Origin of the sequence: Flavobacterium sp. HSC-32F16 (assembly GCF_024171645.1) — a bacterium.
Classification (GTDB): domain Bacteria; phylum Bacteroidota; class Bacteroidia; order Flavobacteriales; family Flavobacteriaceae; genus Flavobacterium.
The window spans coordinates 84,179-103,570 of record NZ_JALKAC010000011.1 but is presented as its reverse complement, the minus strand read 5'-3'; the positions used below and the strand labels follow the sequence as shown (position 1 = coordinate 103,570).

The following is a 19,392-nucleotide window of genomic DNA, read 5'->3' as shown; positions in this document are numbered from 1 at the left end:
AGTTTCTCTCACAAAAATAAAACAACTTCAAAATGAGCTTATTAATAATTTGTTAAATTGTAATCTGGATCTCATCAATGCATCATCCTGATAAATGAAATCTTTGATGACATTATATTATAAGAAGGACTGAATTGCCAATTCGTAGCTTTTTAATCCAAAGCCCAAAATAACGCCTTTTGCATTTCCTGATAAGTAGGATTGATGTCTAAAGCTTTCACGCGCATAAGTATTAGAAATATGAACTTCGATTACTGGAGTTGTGACTGCTTTCATAGCATCGCCCAAACCTATAGAAGTATGTGTATAAGCTCCGGCGTTAAGAATAATTCCGTCAAATGAAAAACCAACTTCCTGAATTTTTCCAATCAATTCACCTTCTATATTACTTTGATAATAAGAAAGTTCAACGTTTGGGAATTTTTGTTTCAACGTTTCAAAATAATCTTCAAAAGTCTGGCTTCCGTAAACTTCTGGTTCGCGTTTTCCTAAAAGATTCAAATTGGGGCCGTTGATGATGCAGATTTTCATGGTTTAATGTGTATTTTGATAGTTAAAACATTTAGATATTTTTACGCCATATAAGAAATATAAGTTCAATTAAGCTAAATGAAAATTTTGATGTTGTTTATTGTTTTTTGTAATTGTATTGGACAGTGTAAAAATAAAAAATCCGATCTAATTAATAGATCGGATTTTATAAAAGTATGTGATATTCTTTTAGAACATATATCCAGCTGAAAGTTGGAATACAGAGTTTTTAAAGTCAGCTTCTTTTGAAACTTCTGTCAAACCTATTCCGTAACGAGCTTGAACGAAAAGGCCTCCTACTACTTTTAATCCAAGACCTGCATTAAGAGAGAAGTCGAATGTTTTTGGATCTGCAGCATCAAATTCCTTTTTATTACTTACAAGGAATGAAGCTTGTGGGCCAAGTTCTAAGCTAAGAGATTTTGTCATGTAGATTTTTGCCATTACAGGAATAGCAATATATCCCATTTCATTTTTAAAATCCTGTACAGCACTTTTGTATTCTGCTCCTTGTGTAGTATACAAAAGCTCTGGCTGAATTGAGAATTTTTCTAATAATTTAAGTTCTGCTACAAGACCTGCGTGGTAACTTGTAATACCTTCTTTGTCAACTGAAATCCCATTGAAGTCAGAACCTCCAGTTTGGTTAGCAAAGTTAACCCCTCCTTTAACCCCGATTTGTATAAATTGTGCCTGGATTGCAGTTGTTGTTGCAATGAACAATACAGCTGCTAGAAGTATTTTCTTCATAAAAAATGTTTTAGTGTTTGGTATTTAAATGTTATTCTAGAGTTCAAAACTACATTATTTTGAATTTATTGTTTTACATCTGGCTTTATATAATTATTAAAATTCGCATTTTTTTTGCTCAATTTTAAGTCTTTTCCACGTGTTTATTGCTTAAACTACTGAAAAACAATATGTTATTTGTAGTTTAATTCTGTCTTATTTTAATACTCTATTGCCGTTTAGGGCACTTTTTTTAATAGGTTTAATCCTAGTTTTGATTCCTGTAATTAAAATTTAAATCATGAAAAAAGTTATTTTAACTGCTATTGCAGTATTAGGTTTTGCATTTGCTAATGCACAAACAGGAGGCTTCGCTAAAGGTGATGCATTTGTTTCTGGAGCTTTCAAATTTGGTTCTGAAAAAACTGGTGATGATAAAACTAATTCATTTGAGATTGAACCAAGTGTGGGGTATTTTGTGTCTGAAAACATTGCAATTGGTGGTAAGTTAGGCTACAAAACAGTAAAAGATGTATCAGATGCATTTACAGTTGGTGCTTTTGGTAGATATTACTTTACTCCTGCGTCTCAGTTTTCAGTATTTGGTCAGGCTGGTCTTGATTATACTAATGCAAAAGATAAAGTATATGATGCTAAATCAAATCAATTTGGTGCGAACATTGGATTAGGTTTAAGCTATTTCTTATCTAATCATTTCGCAATTGAAGCTACTTGGCTTGGTTTAGGATATAGTGTTAATGATAATGGAGGTCATGATGCTGAAAAAACTAACAATTTTAGTTTTGGAACTGATTTAAGAAATAATGTAAGCTTTGGAGTAGTTTACAAATTCTAATAAAAAACATTTAGTTAGTTTTTTTAAAGGCCTTCCTCATTTGAGGAGGGCTTTTTTGTATGTTTAATTTTATGATTTAAATGCAATTAATTTTAAATTAACAATTTAGAGACTTATTACTATTTTATTTGTTAAATTCCTAATGTAGAATTATGAAGAATATTTTTATATTTGAAAATTAATAACCCAAAACAAATTGTAATGAAGAAAATTATTTTAGCTGCAATTGCAGTAATGGCATTTAGCTTTGCTAAAGCTCAAGAAACAAGATTTGGAGTAAAAGGAGGACTAAATCTTACCACTTTTGTTGGAGGAAATGTTGACGATACAAATTCTTTAGTAGGATTTCACGTTGGCGGTTTTGCTGAAATTAAAATCATTGATAAACTAGCTATCCAACCAGAGCTTTTATTTTCTACTCAAGGAACAAAAGTAGATGGAGGTCCTTTTGGAGATTGGGATATAAAAACAAATTATTTGAATATTCCCGTATTGGCTAAATATTACATCGTTGAAAAATTTAGTGTTGAAGCTGGTCCTCAATTAGGGGTATTATTATCTGCAAAAAGTGAAGGTGATGATGTTAAAGATAACTTTAAAACTGTAGATTTGGGTTTTAACTTAGGAGCTGGTTATCATTTTACAGAAAATGTTTCTGTTAATCTTCGTTATACAATTGGTTTGTCTCCACTTTCTGATAATGCAGATATCGAAAATGAAGGTGATTATTATGATAGTGCAAAAAACAGCGTTTTAGCTTTATCTTTTGCTTATAAATTCTAATAAGGGACTTTTAAAATATTTAAAAACCTTCCTGATTCAGGAAGGTTTTTTTATGCCTAAAATTGTTTTACTTTGTAAATATGAAATGGAATAATTATATAAAAGATTATCAGTCGTATTTAAGGATAGAGAGAGGTTTGTCTAAAAATACAATTGAAAATTACAGCTTTGATATCGAGAGATTATGTCTTTTTTTAGAGACAAATCAAATTGAAGTTTCACCTTTAAAAATTACAGATGAAACAATTCAACAATTTATATACGCCGTTTCTAAAGAAGTAAATCCAAGATCTCAGGCGAGAATTATTTCAGGATTAAAAAGCTTTTTTAGTTATTTAGTCTTTGAAGATTATCGAAATGACAGCCCTTTAGAATTAATAGAAAGTCCTAAAACCGGACGGAAACTACCGGATACTTTGGCTGTAAAAGAGATTGACGCTTTAATTGCTGCAATTGATTTAAGCAGTAATGAAGGCGAACGAAACCGTGCCATTCTGGAAAGTCTTTACGGATGCGGACTTCGGGTTTCTGAATTGGTTTCTCTTAAAATATCAGATTTATATTTTGATGAAGGTTTTATAAAAATTACCGGAAAAGGAAATAAAGAACGTTTTGTTCCCATTGGAAAATTGACACAAAAATATATTCAAATCTATCAAAATGAAGTAAGAGTTCATCTCAATATAAAAAAAGGCTGCGAAGATACTTTGTTCTTAAACCGAAGAGGAAATCAGCTAACACGTGCTATGATTTTTACAATTATAAAAGATTTGGCAGTAAAAATTAATTTAAACAAAAGTATAAGTCCGCACACTTTGCGTCATTCTTTTGCAACACATTTATTAGAAAACGGAGCCGATTTAAGATCGATTCAGTTAATGTTGGGACACGAATCGATTACAACAACCGAAATCTATGTGCATTTAGATAGAAGTTTCTTAAAAGAAGTAATGCATTCCTATCATCCGCGAAAATAATTTTTTCAGCAGGTTGTTAATATTTAAATCAAAAATTAATACCTTGTATTAAAATTTTACGTTAAAGCAAATAAATTACATAGATTTTTGAGTATTCATTGGCTCGGTTTTAGTATAGTATTATTTACTTAAATGGCAATATATGGTTTTTGATTTATATAGTAATGAGGATTGCTTAGAAATAAATAATTTTTACAGAAAGTTATTTGCCGAAATGCCGGATCTGATCTTTCAGTTTATTATAGACAGCGATAATAACTACACTTTTCCTTTAGTTAGTAAGTCGGCAGATGAAATTTTTGAACTCTCTGTCAATGAATTTACTGACGATATAAAACTCATTATTTACGAAAGAATTCTGGATCAGGACCGGGAAATGTTTTTTCAGTCTTTGGTTAAAGCAAAAAAAGAGATTGAGCCGTGGCAGATCGAGTTTAGAGCTGTTCTGCCTAAAAAAGGACTTCGATGGTTTAAGGTTTCTGCAAAAACAGAATTGTCTCCAGATAGCAGAGTAAGTTTTTTTGGACATATTTCTGATATTACCGAATTAAAAGATAAAGAAGAAAAACTTCGTATTTCTGAAGAACGTTTTCAATTTGCTCTTGAAGCATCCACTACTGGAATTTGGGATTGGGACATGGTGACCAATAATGTTTTTTATTCTTCACTTTCACTTAAAATTTTAGAATTAGAATCAACAGATATTTTTGATGATCCGGAACGCTGGGATAAAATTGTGCATCCTGATGATCTTCCAAAATACTATTCAGATATTCGGGAACACTTTGATAATAAAATTCCATATTATGAAAATTATCATCGTGTAATGACTTCAAGCGGCAATTATAAATGGATTCTGGATAGGGGAAAAGTAATTAAACGTGACGAAAATGGAAAACCGCTGCGGGTAATTGGGACTCATACTGATGTTTCTGCTCAAAAGGAAAAAGAGTTGGAGCTGATGAAAACCATGAAATTGTATAGCGACCAGAATAGCCGACTATTGAATTTTTCGCATATTGTTTCTCATAACTTAAATACACAGGCAGGAAATATAAAATCGATTTTGGATTTTATTGATGCTGACGGTGATAAAGAAACGGTAACAGAAATGCTTGAACACCTTCGTACTGTTTCAAATGATTTAAATGAAACAATATCTAATTTAACTCAGATTGTAAAAACACAAAGTAATATTAATATAGCTGTCGAGCCGTTAAAACTTCATGAATACATTGAAAAAACAATTTCGACGATAAAAGGATACGACAATCAAAAGAAAATTGCGATTGTAAATAACGTGCCGCAGTATTTAACGATTAATTTTAATCCGGCTTATCTGGAAAGTGTTTTACTGAATTTTACAACAAACGCTATTAAATATGCACATCCGGATCGTGATCCTGTTATTGTGTTTGATTTTGGAATAGAACCCGAAGGTTTCAAATCGTTAAAAATAACAGATAACGGTTTAGGAATTGATTTGAAAGTGTACGGTGATTTGTTATTTGGAATGTATAAAACATTTCATAAACATCAGGAAGCGAGAGGAATTGGTTTGTATATCACCAGAAATCAAATAGAGGCAATGAAAGGAACGGTTTCGGTAGAAAGTGAGGTTGGAGTAGGGACGAGTTTTAAAATCGTTTTTAATGATCTTTAAAATATAAATGCACAAAAAAAGCTGTCAAACGACAGCTTTTTTTTATATGTATTGAAAAAGAAATTATTTAGCAATATTAACTGCTCTTGTTTCTCTAATTACAGTAACTTTTACCTGACCTGGATAAGTCATTTCAGTTTGAATTTTTTGTGAAATCTCAAATGATAAGTTTGCAGCATTGTCATCAGATACTTTTTCACTTTCTACGATTACACGTAACTCTCTACCGGCTTGAATTGCATAAGCATTTTTTACACCGCTGAATCCGTAAGCAACATCTTCAAGATCTTTCAAACGCTGAATGTATGAATCCAGAACCTGACGTCTTGCGCCCGGCCTTGCTCCCGATATAGCATCACAAACCTGAACGATTGGAGATAGTAATGATTTCATTTCGATCTCGTCGTGGTGCGCTCCAATAGCGTTGCAAACTTCTTCTTTTTCACCGTATTTTTCAGCCCACTGCATACCTAATAGGGCGTGTGGTAAATCGCTTTCTGTATCTGGGACTTTACCAATATCGTGAAGTAAACCAGCTCTTTTTGCCAGTTTTACATTTAAGCCTAATTCAGCTGCCATGATACCGCAAAGTTTAGAAACCTCTCTAGAGTGCTGTAATAAGTTTTGTCCGTAAGAAGAACGGTATTTCATTCTACCTACAACTTTAATCAATTCCGGGTGTAAACCGTGAATACCTAAATCGATCACAGTACGTTTTCCAACTTCGATAATTTCGTCGTCGATTTGTTTTGCTGTTTTAGCAACAACCTCTTCAATTCTTGCAGGGTGAATACGTCCGTCAGTAACTAATTTGTGCAAAGACAAACGGGCAATTTCTCTACGAACAGGGTCAAAACAAGAAAGGATAATTGCTTCCGGTGTATCATCAACAATGATTTCAACTCCGGTTGCCGCTTCAAGTGCTCTAATGTTACGACCTTCACGACCAATGATTCTTCCTTTTACATCATCAGATTCAATGTTGAATACAGAAACGCAATTTTCAACTGCTTCTTCAGTTCCAACTCTTTGAATAGTGTTGATAATGATTTTTTTAGCTTCCTGCTGTGCTGTAAGTTTAGCTTCTTCAATAGTTTCCTGAATATGAGACATAGCTTTACTTTTAGCTTCGGCTTTTAAGCCTTCAACTAATTGTTCTTTTGCTTCTTCTGCAGAAAGTCCGGAAATTACTTCAAGCTGTTGTAATTGACTTTTATGTAATTTGTCAACTTCAGCTTGTTTTTTGTCTAAAACTTCAATTTTGTTGTGGTATTCAGCAGTTTTAGATTCAAAATCGTCGTTTACTTTTTTAGCTTTTGAAAGTTCGTTAGAAACCTGAGATTCTTTGTCACGAACTCTTTTTTCTACTTCAGCCACTTTTTTATCGCGTGCTAAAATAACTTGTTCATGTTCAGATTTTAATTCGATAAAACGTTCTTTTGCCTGAAGGATTTTATCTTTTTTTATGTTTTCGGCTTCTAAATTAGCGTCTTTTAAAATGGAAGCTGCTTCTTTTTTAGCGTTTTTGATTAGGTTTGAAATATTACTTTTCTCGATAATTTTAGCTATTGCAAAACCTGCCGCAATACCTACAATACCAATGATGATCGTTATGATGTCCATGTTTGTTAGGGTTTATATATAAAAAAAGCCTACATTAATTGCTTGAATAAACTCGTAAAGACAAGTTTTGAGCTAACTCACTGTTCAAGTTTCCCAGTCAAAGCAGGGCATACTATAGTAGCGATGATTCGCTCATTCTAAATTGTTAGTGTTGAGTTTACCAATTGTGAACTAATGTAGGCAGTATCTTAGTTTCTGTAAAGAACGTTTAATTTTCGAGATATTGATCTAAAAGCGAATTTAATCTTTTAATTCTTTCGATAGTTTCTTCGCCATCGATTGCGTTGTCAATTTGTTTTTGTTCCACTTGCGATGCAAATTGCAGGGCGCACATGGCCAATACATCTTGTTTGTCGCGAACTGCATAACTTTCTTCGAATTGCTTGATCATAGCATCAATTTTTTTTGAGGCGCTTCTAAGACCTTCTTCCTGAGCGGGTTCAACCGTTAATGGGTAAACGCGGTCGGCAATTGATATTTTAATTCTAAGCTTTCCGTCCATGTTTTTCTAGTCTGATAGTTGTGCTATACAGTAATCAATTTCGCGAATTAATGAATTTATTTTAAGCTTTGTCTCTCTCTTGTTGTTGTCGCTGCCAAGTAACGAATTGGCTATTTTAAGTGTTTCATATTGCTTTTTCAAAGCTTCCGTTTCTTCAGATTGTTTCTGGATAATTTGCACGGCTTTGGCTAATTCTAATCGTAACTCCTGATTGTTTTTCTCCAGGCCTTTTGATTTTTCAAAAAGCTTTTCGACTTTATATTCAAGAGCATCAATTATTTCGGCAATTACACTCATTATAAATCCTATTCATTACTTAATCCTACAAAGTTAGTATTCCTTTTTATTAATGCAATTTTTTATCGATTTTTTTGCATTAAAAATAGACAAATAAATGAAATTCAATTAATTGTGTTTTTATGGATTTCTCTTCGGTTTTTACCTGTTAATTTTTTATCTTAGCAAAAATGTTACCTATGAGATTATCAGTATTTGCCTTTTTCTTCTGCCATTTTCTATTTGCACAGACACAATATCCTAAGGATTATTTTCGTCCACCGTTAGATATTCCAATGCAGTTATCAGGGAATTTTGGCGAGTTAAGACCTAATCATTTTCACGCTGGTTTTGACTTAAAGACGAATCAAAGAGAAGGATTAAATGTGTATGCGATTGCTGATGGTTATGTATCAAGAATCAAAATTTCGACTTTTGGAAACGGTAAATGTATTTACATTACTCATCCAAACGGATATACTTCTGTGTACGGACATTTGCAGACGCCAGTTGGACCAATTCAGGATTACGTAAAGAAAACTCATTACAAAGAAAAAGCATATGAAATCGAAATGTTTCCAAAACCTGACGAACTTCCCGTTACAAAAGGACAATTAATTGCGCTTTCAGGAAATACTGGATCTTCAGAAGGACCACATCTTCATTTTGAAATTCGTGACTCAAAAACAGAATTTGTAATCAACCCAATTTTCTTTGGCTTTGACCAAAATATAAAAGATACCAAAAAGCCAACATTGTCAAGTTTATTTGTTTATCCGTTGTACAACGCAACGGTTAATCAATCCAAACAGCCTTTATTGGTCAATATGACGCTTCAAAAAGATGGAACTTATCTGGTAGGAAAAGTTAAAACAAACGGAAAAATTGGTTTCGGAATTAATGCGGTTGATACTGATGATGTTTCTCATAATAAAAATGGAGTTTTTAATGTTTCAACTTTTTTAAACGGAATTCAAAATTACAATTATCAGTTTAATACTTATTCGTTTGATGAAATGCGTTACATCAATGCGTTTATTGATTATCCAAGATATAAAAAAACAAGTCAGCGTGTTCAGAAGCTTTTTATGAAAACGCCTTTTGCATTAAGTATCATTAAAACAGATTCGCTTAGAGGAATTATTTCGGCTGAACCCAATCTGGCTTCGACTTACAGAATTGAAGTTTCAGATTATTTTGGCAACCAAAATTCAATTACCGTTCCAATTGAATATGATACTGCAACACCGCTCGTTCAGGCAGAACCGGTTACGTCAAAATATTTTGTGAGATACAACAAAGATTCAAATTTCGAAAAAGACAATATGTCGGTTTTTTTTCCGGCTGGAACTTTTTACGAAGATTTTAATATGAATTTTGATGTTAGAAACAGGAAAATTTATATTCATGATGATACTGTTCCTGTACACTCTAATTTTACAATTACGATAAAAGATACTATTTATCCGGAATCTTTAAGGGATAAACTTTATATAGGAAGAGGTAATAGTTTCAACGGAACTATTAGAAAAGGGGATATTTTTACTGCCAAAGCTAAAATATTAGGTCAATATGGTTTGGTGTTAGATACCATTGCACCGGTTATAAAAATTACCAAGCCTGTTGAAGGAAAATGGATCAGCGATCAGAAAAAAATTGACTTTACAATTGGTGATTCTTCTTCCGGAATTAAATCTTACAACGGATATTTAAACGGAAGCTGGGTTTTATTTGAATATGAAAACAAAAACAGAAGAATTACACATACTTTTGATGATCAATATTTGACTGAAGGTGAAAACTTTTTAAAAATTGAAGTGGTGGATAATGTAGGAAATTCTACTATCTTTGAAACTCATTTTTTTAGAAGTCAACAAAAATAAAACCCAAATCTTTGAATAAAAACAGGTTAATATTCGCTTTGCTTTTCTTGTGCTTTACTTGTATTTCATTTGCTCAAAATGCTCATGTAAAAGGTATTATTTTAGATAATGAAAATCATCCTGTTTCGAATGTTAATATAACTTCGGGCAAAAATAATGCACAATCTGATGCGAATGGTTTTTTTGAGATTGAAGTGATTTCGAATAAAAAAGCTTCGATTATTTTTACGCACATTTCCTTAAAAATGATCAGCCTGACGGTAAGTTTAAAATCAAATGAAGTTTTTATTTTTAATCCTGTAATGAATAATTCGCAGGAGCAAATGGGAGAAGTTTTTGTTTCATCCAAAAACAGAAAACGGGTTCAGGGAATTACAACTGTAGAAACGGCCACCATAAAAAAGATTCCAGGCGCAAATGCGGGGATAGAAAATATTCTAAAAACACTTCCGGGAGTAAACTCTAACAATGAATTAAGTACGCAATATGCCGTTAGGGGTGGAAATTATGATGAAAATTTGGTTTATGTAAATGAAGTCGAAGTCTATCGCCCGTTTTTAATTCGTTCAGGACAGCAGGAAGGTTTAAGTTTTACTAATACAGATTTGGTACAAAACGTAGATTTCTCGGCAGGAGGATTTCAGGCAAAATTTGGAGATAAATTATCATCGGTCTTAGATATTACGTATAGAAAACCAACTGAGTTTGGCGCTTCACTTGAAGCCAGTTTTTTGGGCGGAAGTGCTTCTGTAGATTTAGTTTCAAAAAATAAAAAATGGTCAGCCGTAACCGGAGTTCGTTATCGCAATAACAGTTTATTAGTAAACAGCCAAGATACACAGACGAATTATACGCCCACTTTTGCCGATATTCAGACGAATATAAATTATGATATTTCTGAAAAATGGCAAATGAGCTTTTTAGGAAATATTTCGCAGAACAAATATTTGTATCAGCCTTTAACGCGCGAAACAAAATTTGGAACTATCGATCAGCCAATGGCGCTTGCCGTTTATTATGAAGGGCAGGAAAAAGATCAATACGATACTTATTTCGGAGCTTTTAAAACAACATACAAAGTTTCGCCTTCGCTGACTTTAAAATTCATTGGTTCCTTATTTCATACTACTGAAAAAGAACATTTTGATATTTTGGCTCAATATCGTTTAGGTAATGTAGATCCGGAAAACCCAAATGATGCAGCATCAATAGATTTTACACGCGGAATAGGTTCTCAGCTTAATCATGCCCGAAATGATTTAGATGCGTTAATTGCCAATGCCGAAATAAAAGGTTTTAAAGACTGGAAAGAGAGTCAGCTTGAGTTTGGATTAAAATATACCAGAGAATCAATTCGAGACAGAATTGTAGAGTGGGAGATGATTGATTCGGCCGGATTTTCTATAAATCCGCCTTTAGTTATTCTGCCGCAAAATAATCAGCCTTATTCACCTTACACAGGTCCGCTTTTGCCTTATCAGGATATTCGCGCAACAAACTTCAACACCATCAATAGATTTTCCGGATATGCACAATGGAACAAACAATCAGAATTGGGTTCAAGCCAAATTTGGTATCATATTGGAGCACGTTTTCAGAGTTGGAAAGTTTCAGGTGCTTTAGAAGAAGGGAAAAATCAAGTTGTAGTAAGTCCGAGAGCTCAGTTTGCCATAAAACCGGATTGGGATATGGATATGGTTTTCAGAATTTCTGGAGGATTGTACCATCAGCCTCCGTTTTATAGAGAACTTCGTGATCTGGATGGCGTTGTAAATCCCAATGTAAAAGCGCAGGAAGCAGTTCATGTCGTTTTGAGCAATGATTATAATTTTAAAATGTGGAACCGTCCTTTTAAATGGGTTACAGAAGTGTATTATAAATCGCTTACGGATGTAAATGTGTATTCGATTGATAATGTCCGCATTCGTTATCTTGCCAATAATAATGCTAAAGCTTACGCGCAAGGTCTTGATTTTAGATTAAATGGTGAATTTGTTCCCGGAACAGAATCTTGGGTAAGTTTTGGATATTTAAAAACGGAAGAAAACTACGAAAATAAAGGATACATTGCCCGACCGACAGATCAGCGTTTGAAATTTGCGATGCTGTTTCAGGATTATATGCCCAATATTCCGAGTGTGAAATTGTATTTGAATTTGGTTTACAATACAGGTTTGCCAGGCGGTGCGCCGGCTTATTCTGATCCGTATTTGTATCAAAACAGATTAAACGATTACAGAAGAGTGGATATTGGTTTTGCAAAAGTTTTTGTTGATGCCAGCACACAAAGTTCTAAAACAAGCTGGTTGAAAAATTTTAAAGAATTATCTCTTGGATTGGAAATTTTTAATCTTTTCAATAATCAAAATGCCATTACTAATACCTGGGTTCGCGATGTGTATTCTAAAAATCAATATGCGATTCCAAATTATATGACTTCGAGGGTTTTTAATATAAAACTGAATGCGAGATTATGATCGAAAAACGTGAAAAAAGGAAAAAGATTTTTTACGTTCCGGGAATGATTTCTCTGGTTTTGATTCCTTTAGTTTGTATTGTCTATTTTTATAAAACGAATGCTTTTAAGGTTTATGGAGCAATAAATCTAGCATTGCCAAATAAAGGTGATTTTGAAAAGTATGAAGTTGAAAATCTTAGAGAGTACAAAGTTTATAAGTTTAGCGGAAATGAATTTGACGATAAAAAGAAGCTTAATGAAATGAGATTTTATCTTAGAAAATTAAGTAATGAGAAAGACACTATAAACGGAATTAAATTGCAGTATAATGCAAAAACAAATTACGATATCTTTATTAAAACCCTTGATGTTCTGGCAATAGAAAACCCTCCAACTTGGGGCATGTTTGGCAATAATATTTATATAATTGCAAATAGTAATTCACCAAAAAAAGTCAAAAAAAACAGCAGTGTAACTCATACGATGAATTGCGGGACAATGGAAGTCATGAAACAGCAGGCTTATTGGGAACAAAAAAACAGAAAAGAAGAAGAGACACGTGTTTTTCAAGTTTCTTTTTTTGCCCAAAAATGGAAGTTAATTTTCTGTGCATATGCAGGGCTTATTTTTCTAAACATCTTTGCATTAGTGAAATTGAATAAAAGATGATATCATGACAAAAAGGGAAAAAAGAAAGAAAATTTTTTACGTTCCGGGAATGATTTCTCTGGTTTTGATTCCTTTAGTTTGTTTTTACCATTTTTATAAAGTTGATGCTTTTAAGGATGAAAGATGCATAGATATTAATATTCCTTCGGATTCTATTGAGATAAAAAACTTTTTATCTCTTAAAAGGGATTATCAGGTTTTTAATTTTCAAAATTCCTTGGATCTGGAAAGGAATAACTTGAATAAACTTCAGTTTGCGTTAAGGAATTTAAATCGTACAAATGATACTATAAAAGGAATTCAAATTCATTTAGGCAAAAAAATGAAATATGAAGTTTATATTAGGATTTTAGACATTTTTATTATTGAGAAAATGCTATTATACACACAATATAAGGATGATTTTTTTGTTGTAATGCTGCCAAAACCAAAACCTTCAAATGCAGAAAAAATTGTTCCTATCGTATGTGGTTATTGGGAAGCAAATAAAGATTACTTTCTAGAAGAAGAAAGAAAAGCAAAATTAAAATATATCATTTCTCTTTATGAAAAATATTGGATTGTTTTTCTGGGTTATTTTGGAATTGTTCTAATCAATATCTTCGCATTAGTAAAATTCAATAAAAACCAAAATTACAATCAAAAATAGTATATTTGATAATTGAATATAATTTGTCGATGAAAAAGTACTTTAAATATATAGCCTTAGCAATTGTCGGAACGTTAATTAGCTGCCGTGAAGAAGTTCAGAAACCAAAAGTAAGTTACGATGTGTCAAACAAAGTAAGTGTTACGAAAGCAGATTCTACTCAGGTTGAAGTGGCCGATTTGCCAATTCAGATGGAAGGAACCGATTATTTAATTCATCCTGTTGGAGATTTAAGAGTGTATGAAAGAGGTTCAAAAGCTCGCTACGGATCGTCGAGTGTAAATGATGTTAGTTTTACTATTTCTAATTTAGGCGAATATGAAATTACGGGTTACCTTCAAAATCTGAAATTTCAAAAAACTGATTCAGATTCTATTCATGCTCTTTCTGATAAACCAATTTTGATTTTAACAGCGACTTATTTAAAAACAGTTGCAGATAAAACTCAGAATAAAGTAATGGTTTATACTCTTACAGATTCAGATACCAACAAAGACGGTAAAATTGATACTAGCGATATTAAAACTTTGTATTTAAGTGATATCAGCGGAGAAAATTTTACAAAAGTATCTGCAGATCTTGAAGAATTAGTAGATTGGAATTTAATTGAATCTAAAAACCGTTTGTATTTCAGAACGATTGAAGATACCAATCAAAATGGTCAATTTGATAAAAATGATGTACTGCATTACAATTATATTGACTTAGCTTCTAAAAAATGGGAAGTGAAAGCTTATAAACCGATATAGTTAAATGTATTCCGGGGAGGAAGTAGAAGGGTACGAAAAAGGAATGAATATAGCAAAACGAATCTTTATGCCTATATTTCTTCTTACTATTATTGGAGCATATTTTGTTGGTAATTCAATGGGATATATAGAAAGGGAATATAAAGAAGCTAATGAATATGGTTTTTCCGGGGTTGTTTATGAAAAGAAAATAGAAGGAGGAGAAGGATATCGCTATCCTCATTATTTATTTTTGAATTCAGGAATTAGATGGCAGGTGAGTAGTGAGTTGTATGATAAAATACAGATTGGTGATTCTGTGTTGAAGAAGTCTAAATTTGATTCCGTTTATTATTATAAAAAAAGTGGACAAATAATCATTGAAGATGAAAATTTGGATCTTAGAAATAGATATTTAGAAAAACTCAAAGAAAAATAAATTATCCTAAGATCTTTTTTAATAAATTTTATTGTTACTTTTCATCGGTATAAGAGAAAAACTTAGAATCTCAGCATCTTAGTATCTTCTAAATCAATATATCGCTTTCCAGATCAGATTTTTCAATTTCAAAACCAAAATCCAGTCGTTCAACCAACTCGATTACCAGTTTTTTATACCAGTTTTCAGATTTTGGATGAATATAGATTTTTTCAATCAATTGATTAATATTGACATTAATTTTTAATCCGTCATTTAGTTTGATGTCGCTTTTTGAAGTGTCAGTAAGAATTCGGACTTCGCGTTCGTATTGAAAACTTTTTCTTTTAAATAAAAAGGGAAAGAACAAATCATCAAACGGAATATATTCTTTTTTATAATCGATATAATTGACTTCGCCAATATACTGGTCAAAATGATTTTCGGGTTTTACTGCTTTTTGCAGTCTTCCTATTGTAGACTGAATCGCCAAGCCTTCATTATTTTTGGTAAAAATCTGCCACATGGCAAAAGATTCATATTCGTTAATATGCCAGCTGCTAATCGCTACTCTTTCGCGATGGGTTTTGTAGTAATTTAAAAATTCAGGATTGTCTACGGCAAGTTTTTTAATCTCTTCGTAAGTAGGTTCGCTGAAAGTACCTTCATATTGATCCTCAAATTTATCAGACCGTGACATGAACAGTTTTTTCGAAAGCAATAAATCTAGAAATTTAGATAAGTCAAGATATTTCCAAACAATAGTATCGGGATCGTCTGGAAGTTTTATGTTGGGGTTGTTAAGATACATTTTCTGAAAGAATTAAATTTCAATCTTTAACTAACCTAAAGTTATAAAAATAAACACAGATTAAAGAAATTAAACCTGAGTTTTAATATTTCCTTAATCTGTGTTAGATTGTTTGCTGCTATATGTAAATCTTAAGATTCGAAAGACTGCATGGTAACTAATTTATTGTAAGTTCCGTTAAGTGCAATCAATTCGTCGTGAGTTCCCTGTTCAACAATTTTACCTTTTTGCATTACCACAATAACATCTGCTTTTTGAATAGTCGAAAGTCGGTGAGCGATTACGATTGAAGTTCTGTTCTGCATCATGTTTTCAAGCGCAACCTGAACAAATTTTTCACTTTCGGTATCTAATGCTGATGTTGCTTCATCTAAGATCATAATCGGCGGATTTTTCAATACCGCTCTTGCAATAGATAAACGTTGTTTTTGTCCGCCCGAAAGTTTGTTTCCGCTGTCTCCAATATTCGTATAGATTCCTAAAGGAAGATCTTTTACAAATTCATAGGCATTAGCAATTTTTAAAGCTTCAATAATTTCATCATCTGTCGCATCTAGTTTTCCTAAAGAAATATTAGCTTTAATGGTGTCATTAAACAAAATACTGTCTTGTGTAACCAATCCCATCAAACTGCGAAGTGATTGTAGATTCATGTCTTTAATGTTAATCCCGTCAATAGAAATCGAACCTTCGTTTACGTCATAAAAACGAGTAAGTAAGTTTGCAATTGTACTTTTCCCGCTTCCGGACTGACCAACAAGTGCAACAGTCTGCCCTTTTTTAATTTGAAGAGAAAAATCTTTTAAGACATTTTCATCTTCATATTTAAAGTTGATATTCTGAACGGTAATATTATCTTCAAAAGTTGATTTTTCGATTGCATCAACTTTGCTTGTAATTGGGTTTTCCTGATTTAAAATTTCTAAAACGCGTTCTGCTGCGGCATTTCCTCTTTTTACTCCATATGAAGCTTTAGAGATTGCTTTTGCAGGCGTTAAGATATTATAAGCTAATCCCATATAAGCAATAAAAGCGGCGCCGTCTAATGTTTTGTCAATTAAAACCATCTGACCTCCATACCAAAGTAAAATGGCAATTACCGTAATTCCCATAAATTCACTGGCAGGAGAAGCTAGATTTTGACGGTTTCCAATGCTGTTTGATAAAGAGAAAAAACGTTCAGTAGAATTTTTGAAAACATTATTAAAGTAAATTTCAGAGTTATATCCCTTAACAACTTTTAGTCCGCCAATAGTTTCTTCGATAGTAGATAAAAAAGTTCCTTGTTCCTGTTGTGCTTTTGTAGATTGTTTTTTAAGCTGTTTTCCAATCAACGAAATGATATAACCTGAAACCGGAATAAATATAAAAACAAACAAAGTTAATTTTGGGCTGATAATCAACATTGTGATTATGGTAAAAATAATAGTCAGCGGTTCTTTTACAATAAGTTCCAGAATTGCCAAAAAGGAAGTCTGCACCTCATTTACGTCAGCTGAAATTCTCGAAATCACATCTCCTTTTCTTTTTTCAGAATAGAAAGCCAAAGGTAATTCAAGGGTTTTTTTATACATCGCATTTCGCATGTCTCTTAAAACACCATTTCGTAAAAAAGTGATAAAAAACATAGCGGCATAATCGGCTAAGTTTTTTAGTAAAAAGATAGAGATTATAATGGCGACCATTACAGATAAAACATAGCCGGACTCGTGTGTGCCTTTTGTTGTTGTAATGTAATAACTTAAATAATCTTCACCATACTGCTGGATTTTCATAATTCCATGAAATACCGGTTTTACAGTGTTTTGTTTTGTTTTATCAAATAGAACCTGAAGCATTGGAATTAATGCTACAAACGAAAGTGTGCTGAAAAGCGCATACAAAATATTAAAAAAGATATTTAAGAATGCGTATTTTTTATACGGATATATAAAAGGTACTATTTTTTTGAAATTACTCATTTTGGTGTTTTTTACCATTAAAACCCGATGGTTAATTAACTATCGGGTTTTTGAAAAATGTATTTATGTTTGTATTACTTCAATTGCATATCTGCAATGATATTCTGGATTTTTTCGTCTAAGAAACTTTCGGCAGCATCAAAATCCAAAACCGATTCTAATTCGGCATTTACGCTGATGTAGAATTTGATTTTTGGTTCTGTTCCGCTTGGCCTTGCACAAATTTTAGAACCATCTTCCGTATAATAAATCAATACGTTTGATTTAGGAATATCCATTGAAGATTCTTCGTTTGTCAATAAATTCAATGCCGTTGATGATTGATAATCTTCAACCATAATTACACGCTGGCCGTTGATTTCTTTTAATGGATTTTGACGTAAATTAACCATCATTTGATTGATTTCCTCTAAACCTTCCATTCCTTTTTTAGTCAATGAAACTAAAAACTCCTTGTAAAAACCATTCTCAACGTAAAGTTTTAAAAGTTCTTTGTAAACAGAGCTTCCTGCAGCTTTTGCCTGAGCAGCAACTTCGCAGATTAATAGAGTAGCAGCAACAGCATCTTTATCTCTAACAGCATCTCCAACCATGAATCCGAAACTTTCTTCACCACCGCCAATAAATTCCAATTCAGGAAAATCTTTGATCATTTTGGCGATCCATTTAAATCCGGTTAAACCCACTTTGCATTCAACACCATAACTTGTCGCTAATTCCATCATCATTGGAGTCGAAACAATTGTTGAACCAACGAATTGCTTCCCGTTAATTTTTCCGGCTTTTTTCCATTGTTTCAAAAGAAAAGAAGTCATTAAGATCATGGTTTGATTTCCGTTAAGTAAAATCATTTTGCCATCGTTGTTTCTAACAGCAACACCTAAACGGTCACAATCAGGATCAGTACCCACAACGATATCAGAATTTGTTTTATCTGCCAAAGCCAAAGCCATCGTTAATGCTTCCGGTTCTTCTGGGTTTGGAGATTTTACAGTTGGGAAATTCCCGTCCGGAACCGCCTGTTCAGGTACAATATGAACATTTTTATATCCTGCCTGCGATAAAGTATCAGGAACAGATTTTATCGAAGTTCCGTGCAATGAAGTAAAAACAATATGAAGATTGTCTTTGGCTTCGGCTGGAGTGTTAAAACTTGCGTTTTCTATAGATGATTTTACAAACGCTTTATCAATTTCAGTATCAATATATTGAATTAAACTTTCGTTTGCGTTGAATTTGATTTTGTCGTAACTTAAATTTTCAATCACGTTAATGATTTCTGCATCTTGCGGAGGAACAATTTGTCCGCCGTCTTCCCAATATACTTTGTAACCATTATATTCCGGTGGATTGTGTGAAGCTGTCAAAACGATTCCGCATTGGCATCCTAAATATTTAAGAGCAAAAGATAATTCCGGCGTTGGTCTTAAATCTGAAAACAAATAAACCTGAATTCCGTTTGCAGAGAAAACATCAGCCACCACTTTTGCCAAAGTGTTACTGTTATGACGGCAATCGTAAGCAATAACAACCTTTAAAGGCTGATTTGGAAAAACCTGATGTAAATAATCCGACAATCCCTGCGTATTTTTTCCAAGTGTGTATTTATTGATTCTGTTGTTTCCAACGCCCATAACACCGCGCATACCACCAGTTCCAAATTCAAGATTTTTATAAAAACTTTCCTCAAGTTCTTTTGGCGAAGTAGTTAATAATTCCTTTACAGCGGCTTGTGTTTCCTGATCAAATGTTGGCGTCAGCCATTCGTTTACAGCGTTTAAAATGTTAGGAGCTATATTCATGTAAATGTCTTTTTAATGTTTTAAATAAAGATAAGTTTTTTTCAGGAGCTGATTCCTGCAGTCCACTATATCT

The 19,392-nt window shown here is 32.7% G+C and carries 18 protein-coding genes; 10 read left to right on the top strand and 8 right to left on the bottom strand.

Annotated elements, in window-relative coordinates; genetic code table 11:
• Positions 1–117: 117 nt before the first annotated feature.
• Both aroQ and L1276_RS22890 read right to left on the bottom strand, forming a co-directional pair.
• The gene (gene aroQ / locus L1276_RS22895) at positions 118–531 is read right to left on the bottom strand and encodes a type II 3-dehydroquinate dehydratase (RefSeq protein WP_012022238.1); all 414 of its coding nucleotides are present in this window, start codon (positions 529–531) and stop codon (positions 118–120) included.
• A gap of 189 nt (positions 532–720) precedes the next feature.
• On the bottom strand, positions 721–1,281 hold the full coding sequence (locus L1276_RS22890) for a porin family protein (protein WP_253791889.1): 561 nt from the start codon (positions 1,279–1,281) through the stop codon (positions 721–723).
• Positions 1,282–1,561: 280 nt separating this feature from the next.
• Between L1276_RS22890 and L1276_RS22885 the strand changes: the two genes are divergently transcribed.
• The 4 genes from L1276_RS22885 to L1276_RS22870 all read left to right on the top strand — a co-directional run bounded on the left by L1276_RS22885 (position 1,562) and on the right by L1276_RS22870 (position 5,539).
• On the top strand, positions 1,562–2,116 hold the full coding sequence (locus L1276_RS22885) for an outer membrane beta-barrel protein (RefSeq protein WP_253791887.1): 555 nt from the start codon (positions 1,562–1,564) through the stop codon (positions 2,114–2,116).
• Between the two features lie 201 nt (positions 2,117–2,317).
• Entirely contained in the window at positions 2,318–2,899 is a 582-nt protein-coding gene (locus L1276_RS22880; protein WP_253791885.1) for a porin family protein, read from the top strand.
• 80 nt (positions 2,900–2,979) lie between these two features.
• A complete protein-coding gene (gene xerD, locus L1276_RS22875; RefSeq protein ID WP_253791883.1) occupies positions 2,980–3,876 on the top strand; it encodes a site-specific tyrosine recombinase XerD in 897 nt (298 codons plus the stop codon).
• A gap of 142 nt (positions 3,877–4,018) precedes the next feature.
• Complete coding sequence (locus L1276_RS22870; protein ID WP_253791881.1) at positions 4,019–5,539, top strand: PAS domain-containing protein; 1,521 nt, start codon at positions 4,019–4,021, stop codon at positions 5,537–5,539.
• 63 nt (positions 5,540–5,602) lie between these two features.
• Here the strand turns inward: L1276_RS22870 and rny are convergent, their stop codons facing one another.
• From rny to L1276_RS22855, 3 genes are all read right to left on the bottom strand, one after another.
• On the bottom strand, positions 5,603–7,162 hold the full coding sequence (gene rny / locus L1276_RS22865; RefSeq protein ID WP_253791879.1) for a ribonuclease Y: 1,560 nt from the start codon (positions 7,160–7,162) through the stop codon (positions 5,603–5,605).
• Positions 7,163–7,370: 208 nt separating this feature from the next.
• Complete coding sequence (locus tag L1276_RS22860) at positions 7,371–7,664, bottom strand: cell division protein ZapA (RefSeq protein ID WP_012022231.1); 294 nt, start codon at positions 7,662–7,664, stop codon at positions 7,371–7,373.
• 6 nt (positions 7,665–7,670) lie between these two features.
• Positions 7,671–7,961, bottom strand: coding sequence for a hypothetical protein (locus L1276_RS22855; protein WP_253791877.1), 291 nt, complete (start codon positions 7,959–7,961; stop codon positions 7,671–7,673).
• Between the two features lie 179 nt (positions 7,962–8,140).
• On the opposite strand from L1276_RS22855, the gene L1276_RS22850 reads away from it, so the two are divergent.
• From L1276_RS22850 to L1276_RS22825, 6 genes are read left to right on the top strand one after another with little or no spacing between them, the layout of a single operon-like run.
• The gene (locus L1276_RS22850; protein WP_253791875.1) at positions 8,141–9,823 is read left to right on the top strand and encodes a M23 family metallopeptidase; all 1,683 of its coding nucleotides are present in this window, start codon (positions 8,141–8,143) and stop codon (positions 9,821–9,823) included.
• 11 nt (positions 9,824–9,834) lie between these two features.
• Positions 9,835–12,300, top strand: a complete 2,466-nt coding sequence (locus L1276_RS22845; RefSeq protein WP_253791874.1) for a carboxypeptidase-like regulatory domain-containing protein — start codon at positions 9,835–9,837, stop codon at positions 12,298–12,300.
• Positions 12,297–12,950: a hypothetical protein gene (locus L1276_RS22840; RefSeq protein WP_253791873.1), complete on the top strand. Its 654-nt coding sequence runs from the start codon at positions 12,297–12,299 to the stop codon at positions 12,948–12,950. The genes L1276_RS22845 and L1276_RS22840 overlap by 4 nt, the downstream gene beginning before the upstream one ends.
• Positions 12,951–12,954: 4 nt before the next feature.
• Positions 12,955–13,599 (top strand): hypothetical protein, encoded by a 645-nt coding sequence (locus tag L1276_RS22835; RefSeq protein WP_253791872.1) that lies wholly within the window; start codon positions 12,955–12,957, stop codon positions 13,597–13,599.
• A 29-nt stretch (positions 13,600–13,628) separates the two neighbouring features.
• Complete coding sequence (locus L1276_RS22830) at positions 13,629–14,348, top strand: hypothetical protein (protein WP_253791870.1); 720 nt, start codon at positions 13,629–13,631, stop codon at positions 14,346–14,348.
• Between the two features lie 43 nt (positions 14,349–14,391).
• Complete coding sequence (locus L1276_RS22825; protein ID WP_253791868.1) at positions 14,392–14,766, top strand: hypothetical protein; 375 nt, start codon at positions 14,392–14,394, stop codon at positions 14,764–14,766.
• Positions 14,767–14,854: 88 nt separating this feature from the next.
• Here L1276_RS22825 and L1276_RS22820 read toward each other — a convergent pair whose 3' ends face one another.
• The 3 genes from L1276_RS22820 to L1276_RS22810 all read right to left on the bottom strand — a co-directional run bounded on the left by L1276_RS22820 (position 14,855) and on the right by L1276_RS22810 (position 19,319).
• Complete coding sequence (locus L1276_RS22820; protein ID WP_253791866.1) at positions 14,855–15,556, bottom strand: hypothetical protein; 702 nt, start codon at positions 15,554–15,556, stop codon at positions 14,855–14,857.
• A gap of 131 nt (positions 15,557–15,687) precedes the next feature.
• Positions 15,688–17,517, bottom strand: a complete 1,830-nt coding sequence (locus L1276_RS22815) for an ABC transporter ATP-binding protein (protein ID WP_253791865.1) — start codon at positions 17,515–17,517, stop codon at positions 15,688–15,690.
• 74 nt (positions 17,518–17,591) lie between these two features.
• Positions 17,592–19,319, bottom strand: a complete 1,728-nt coding sequence (locus tag L1276_RS22810; protein ID WP_253791863.1) for a phospho-sugar mutase — start codon at positions 19,317–19,319, stop codon at positions 17,592–17,594.
• Between the last annotated feature and the right edge of the window lie 73 nt (positions 19,320–19,392).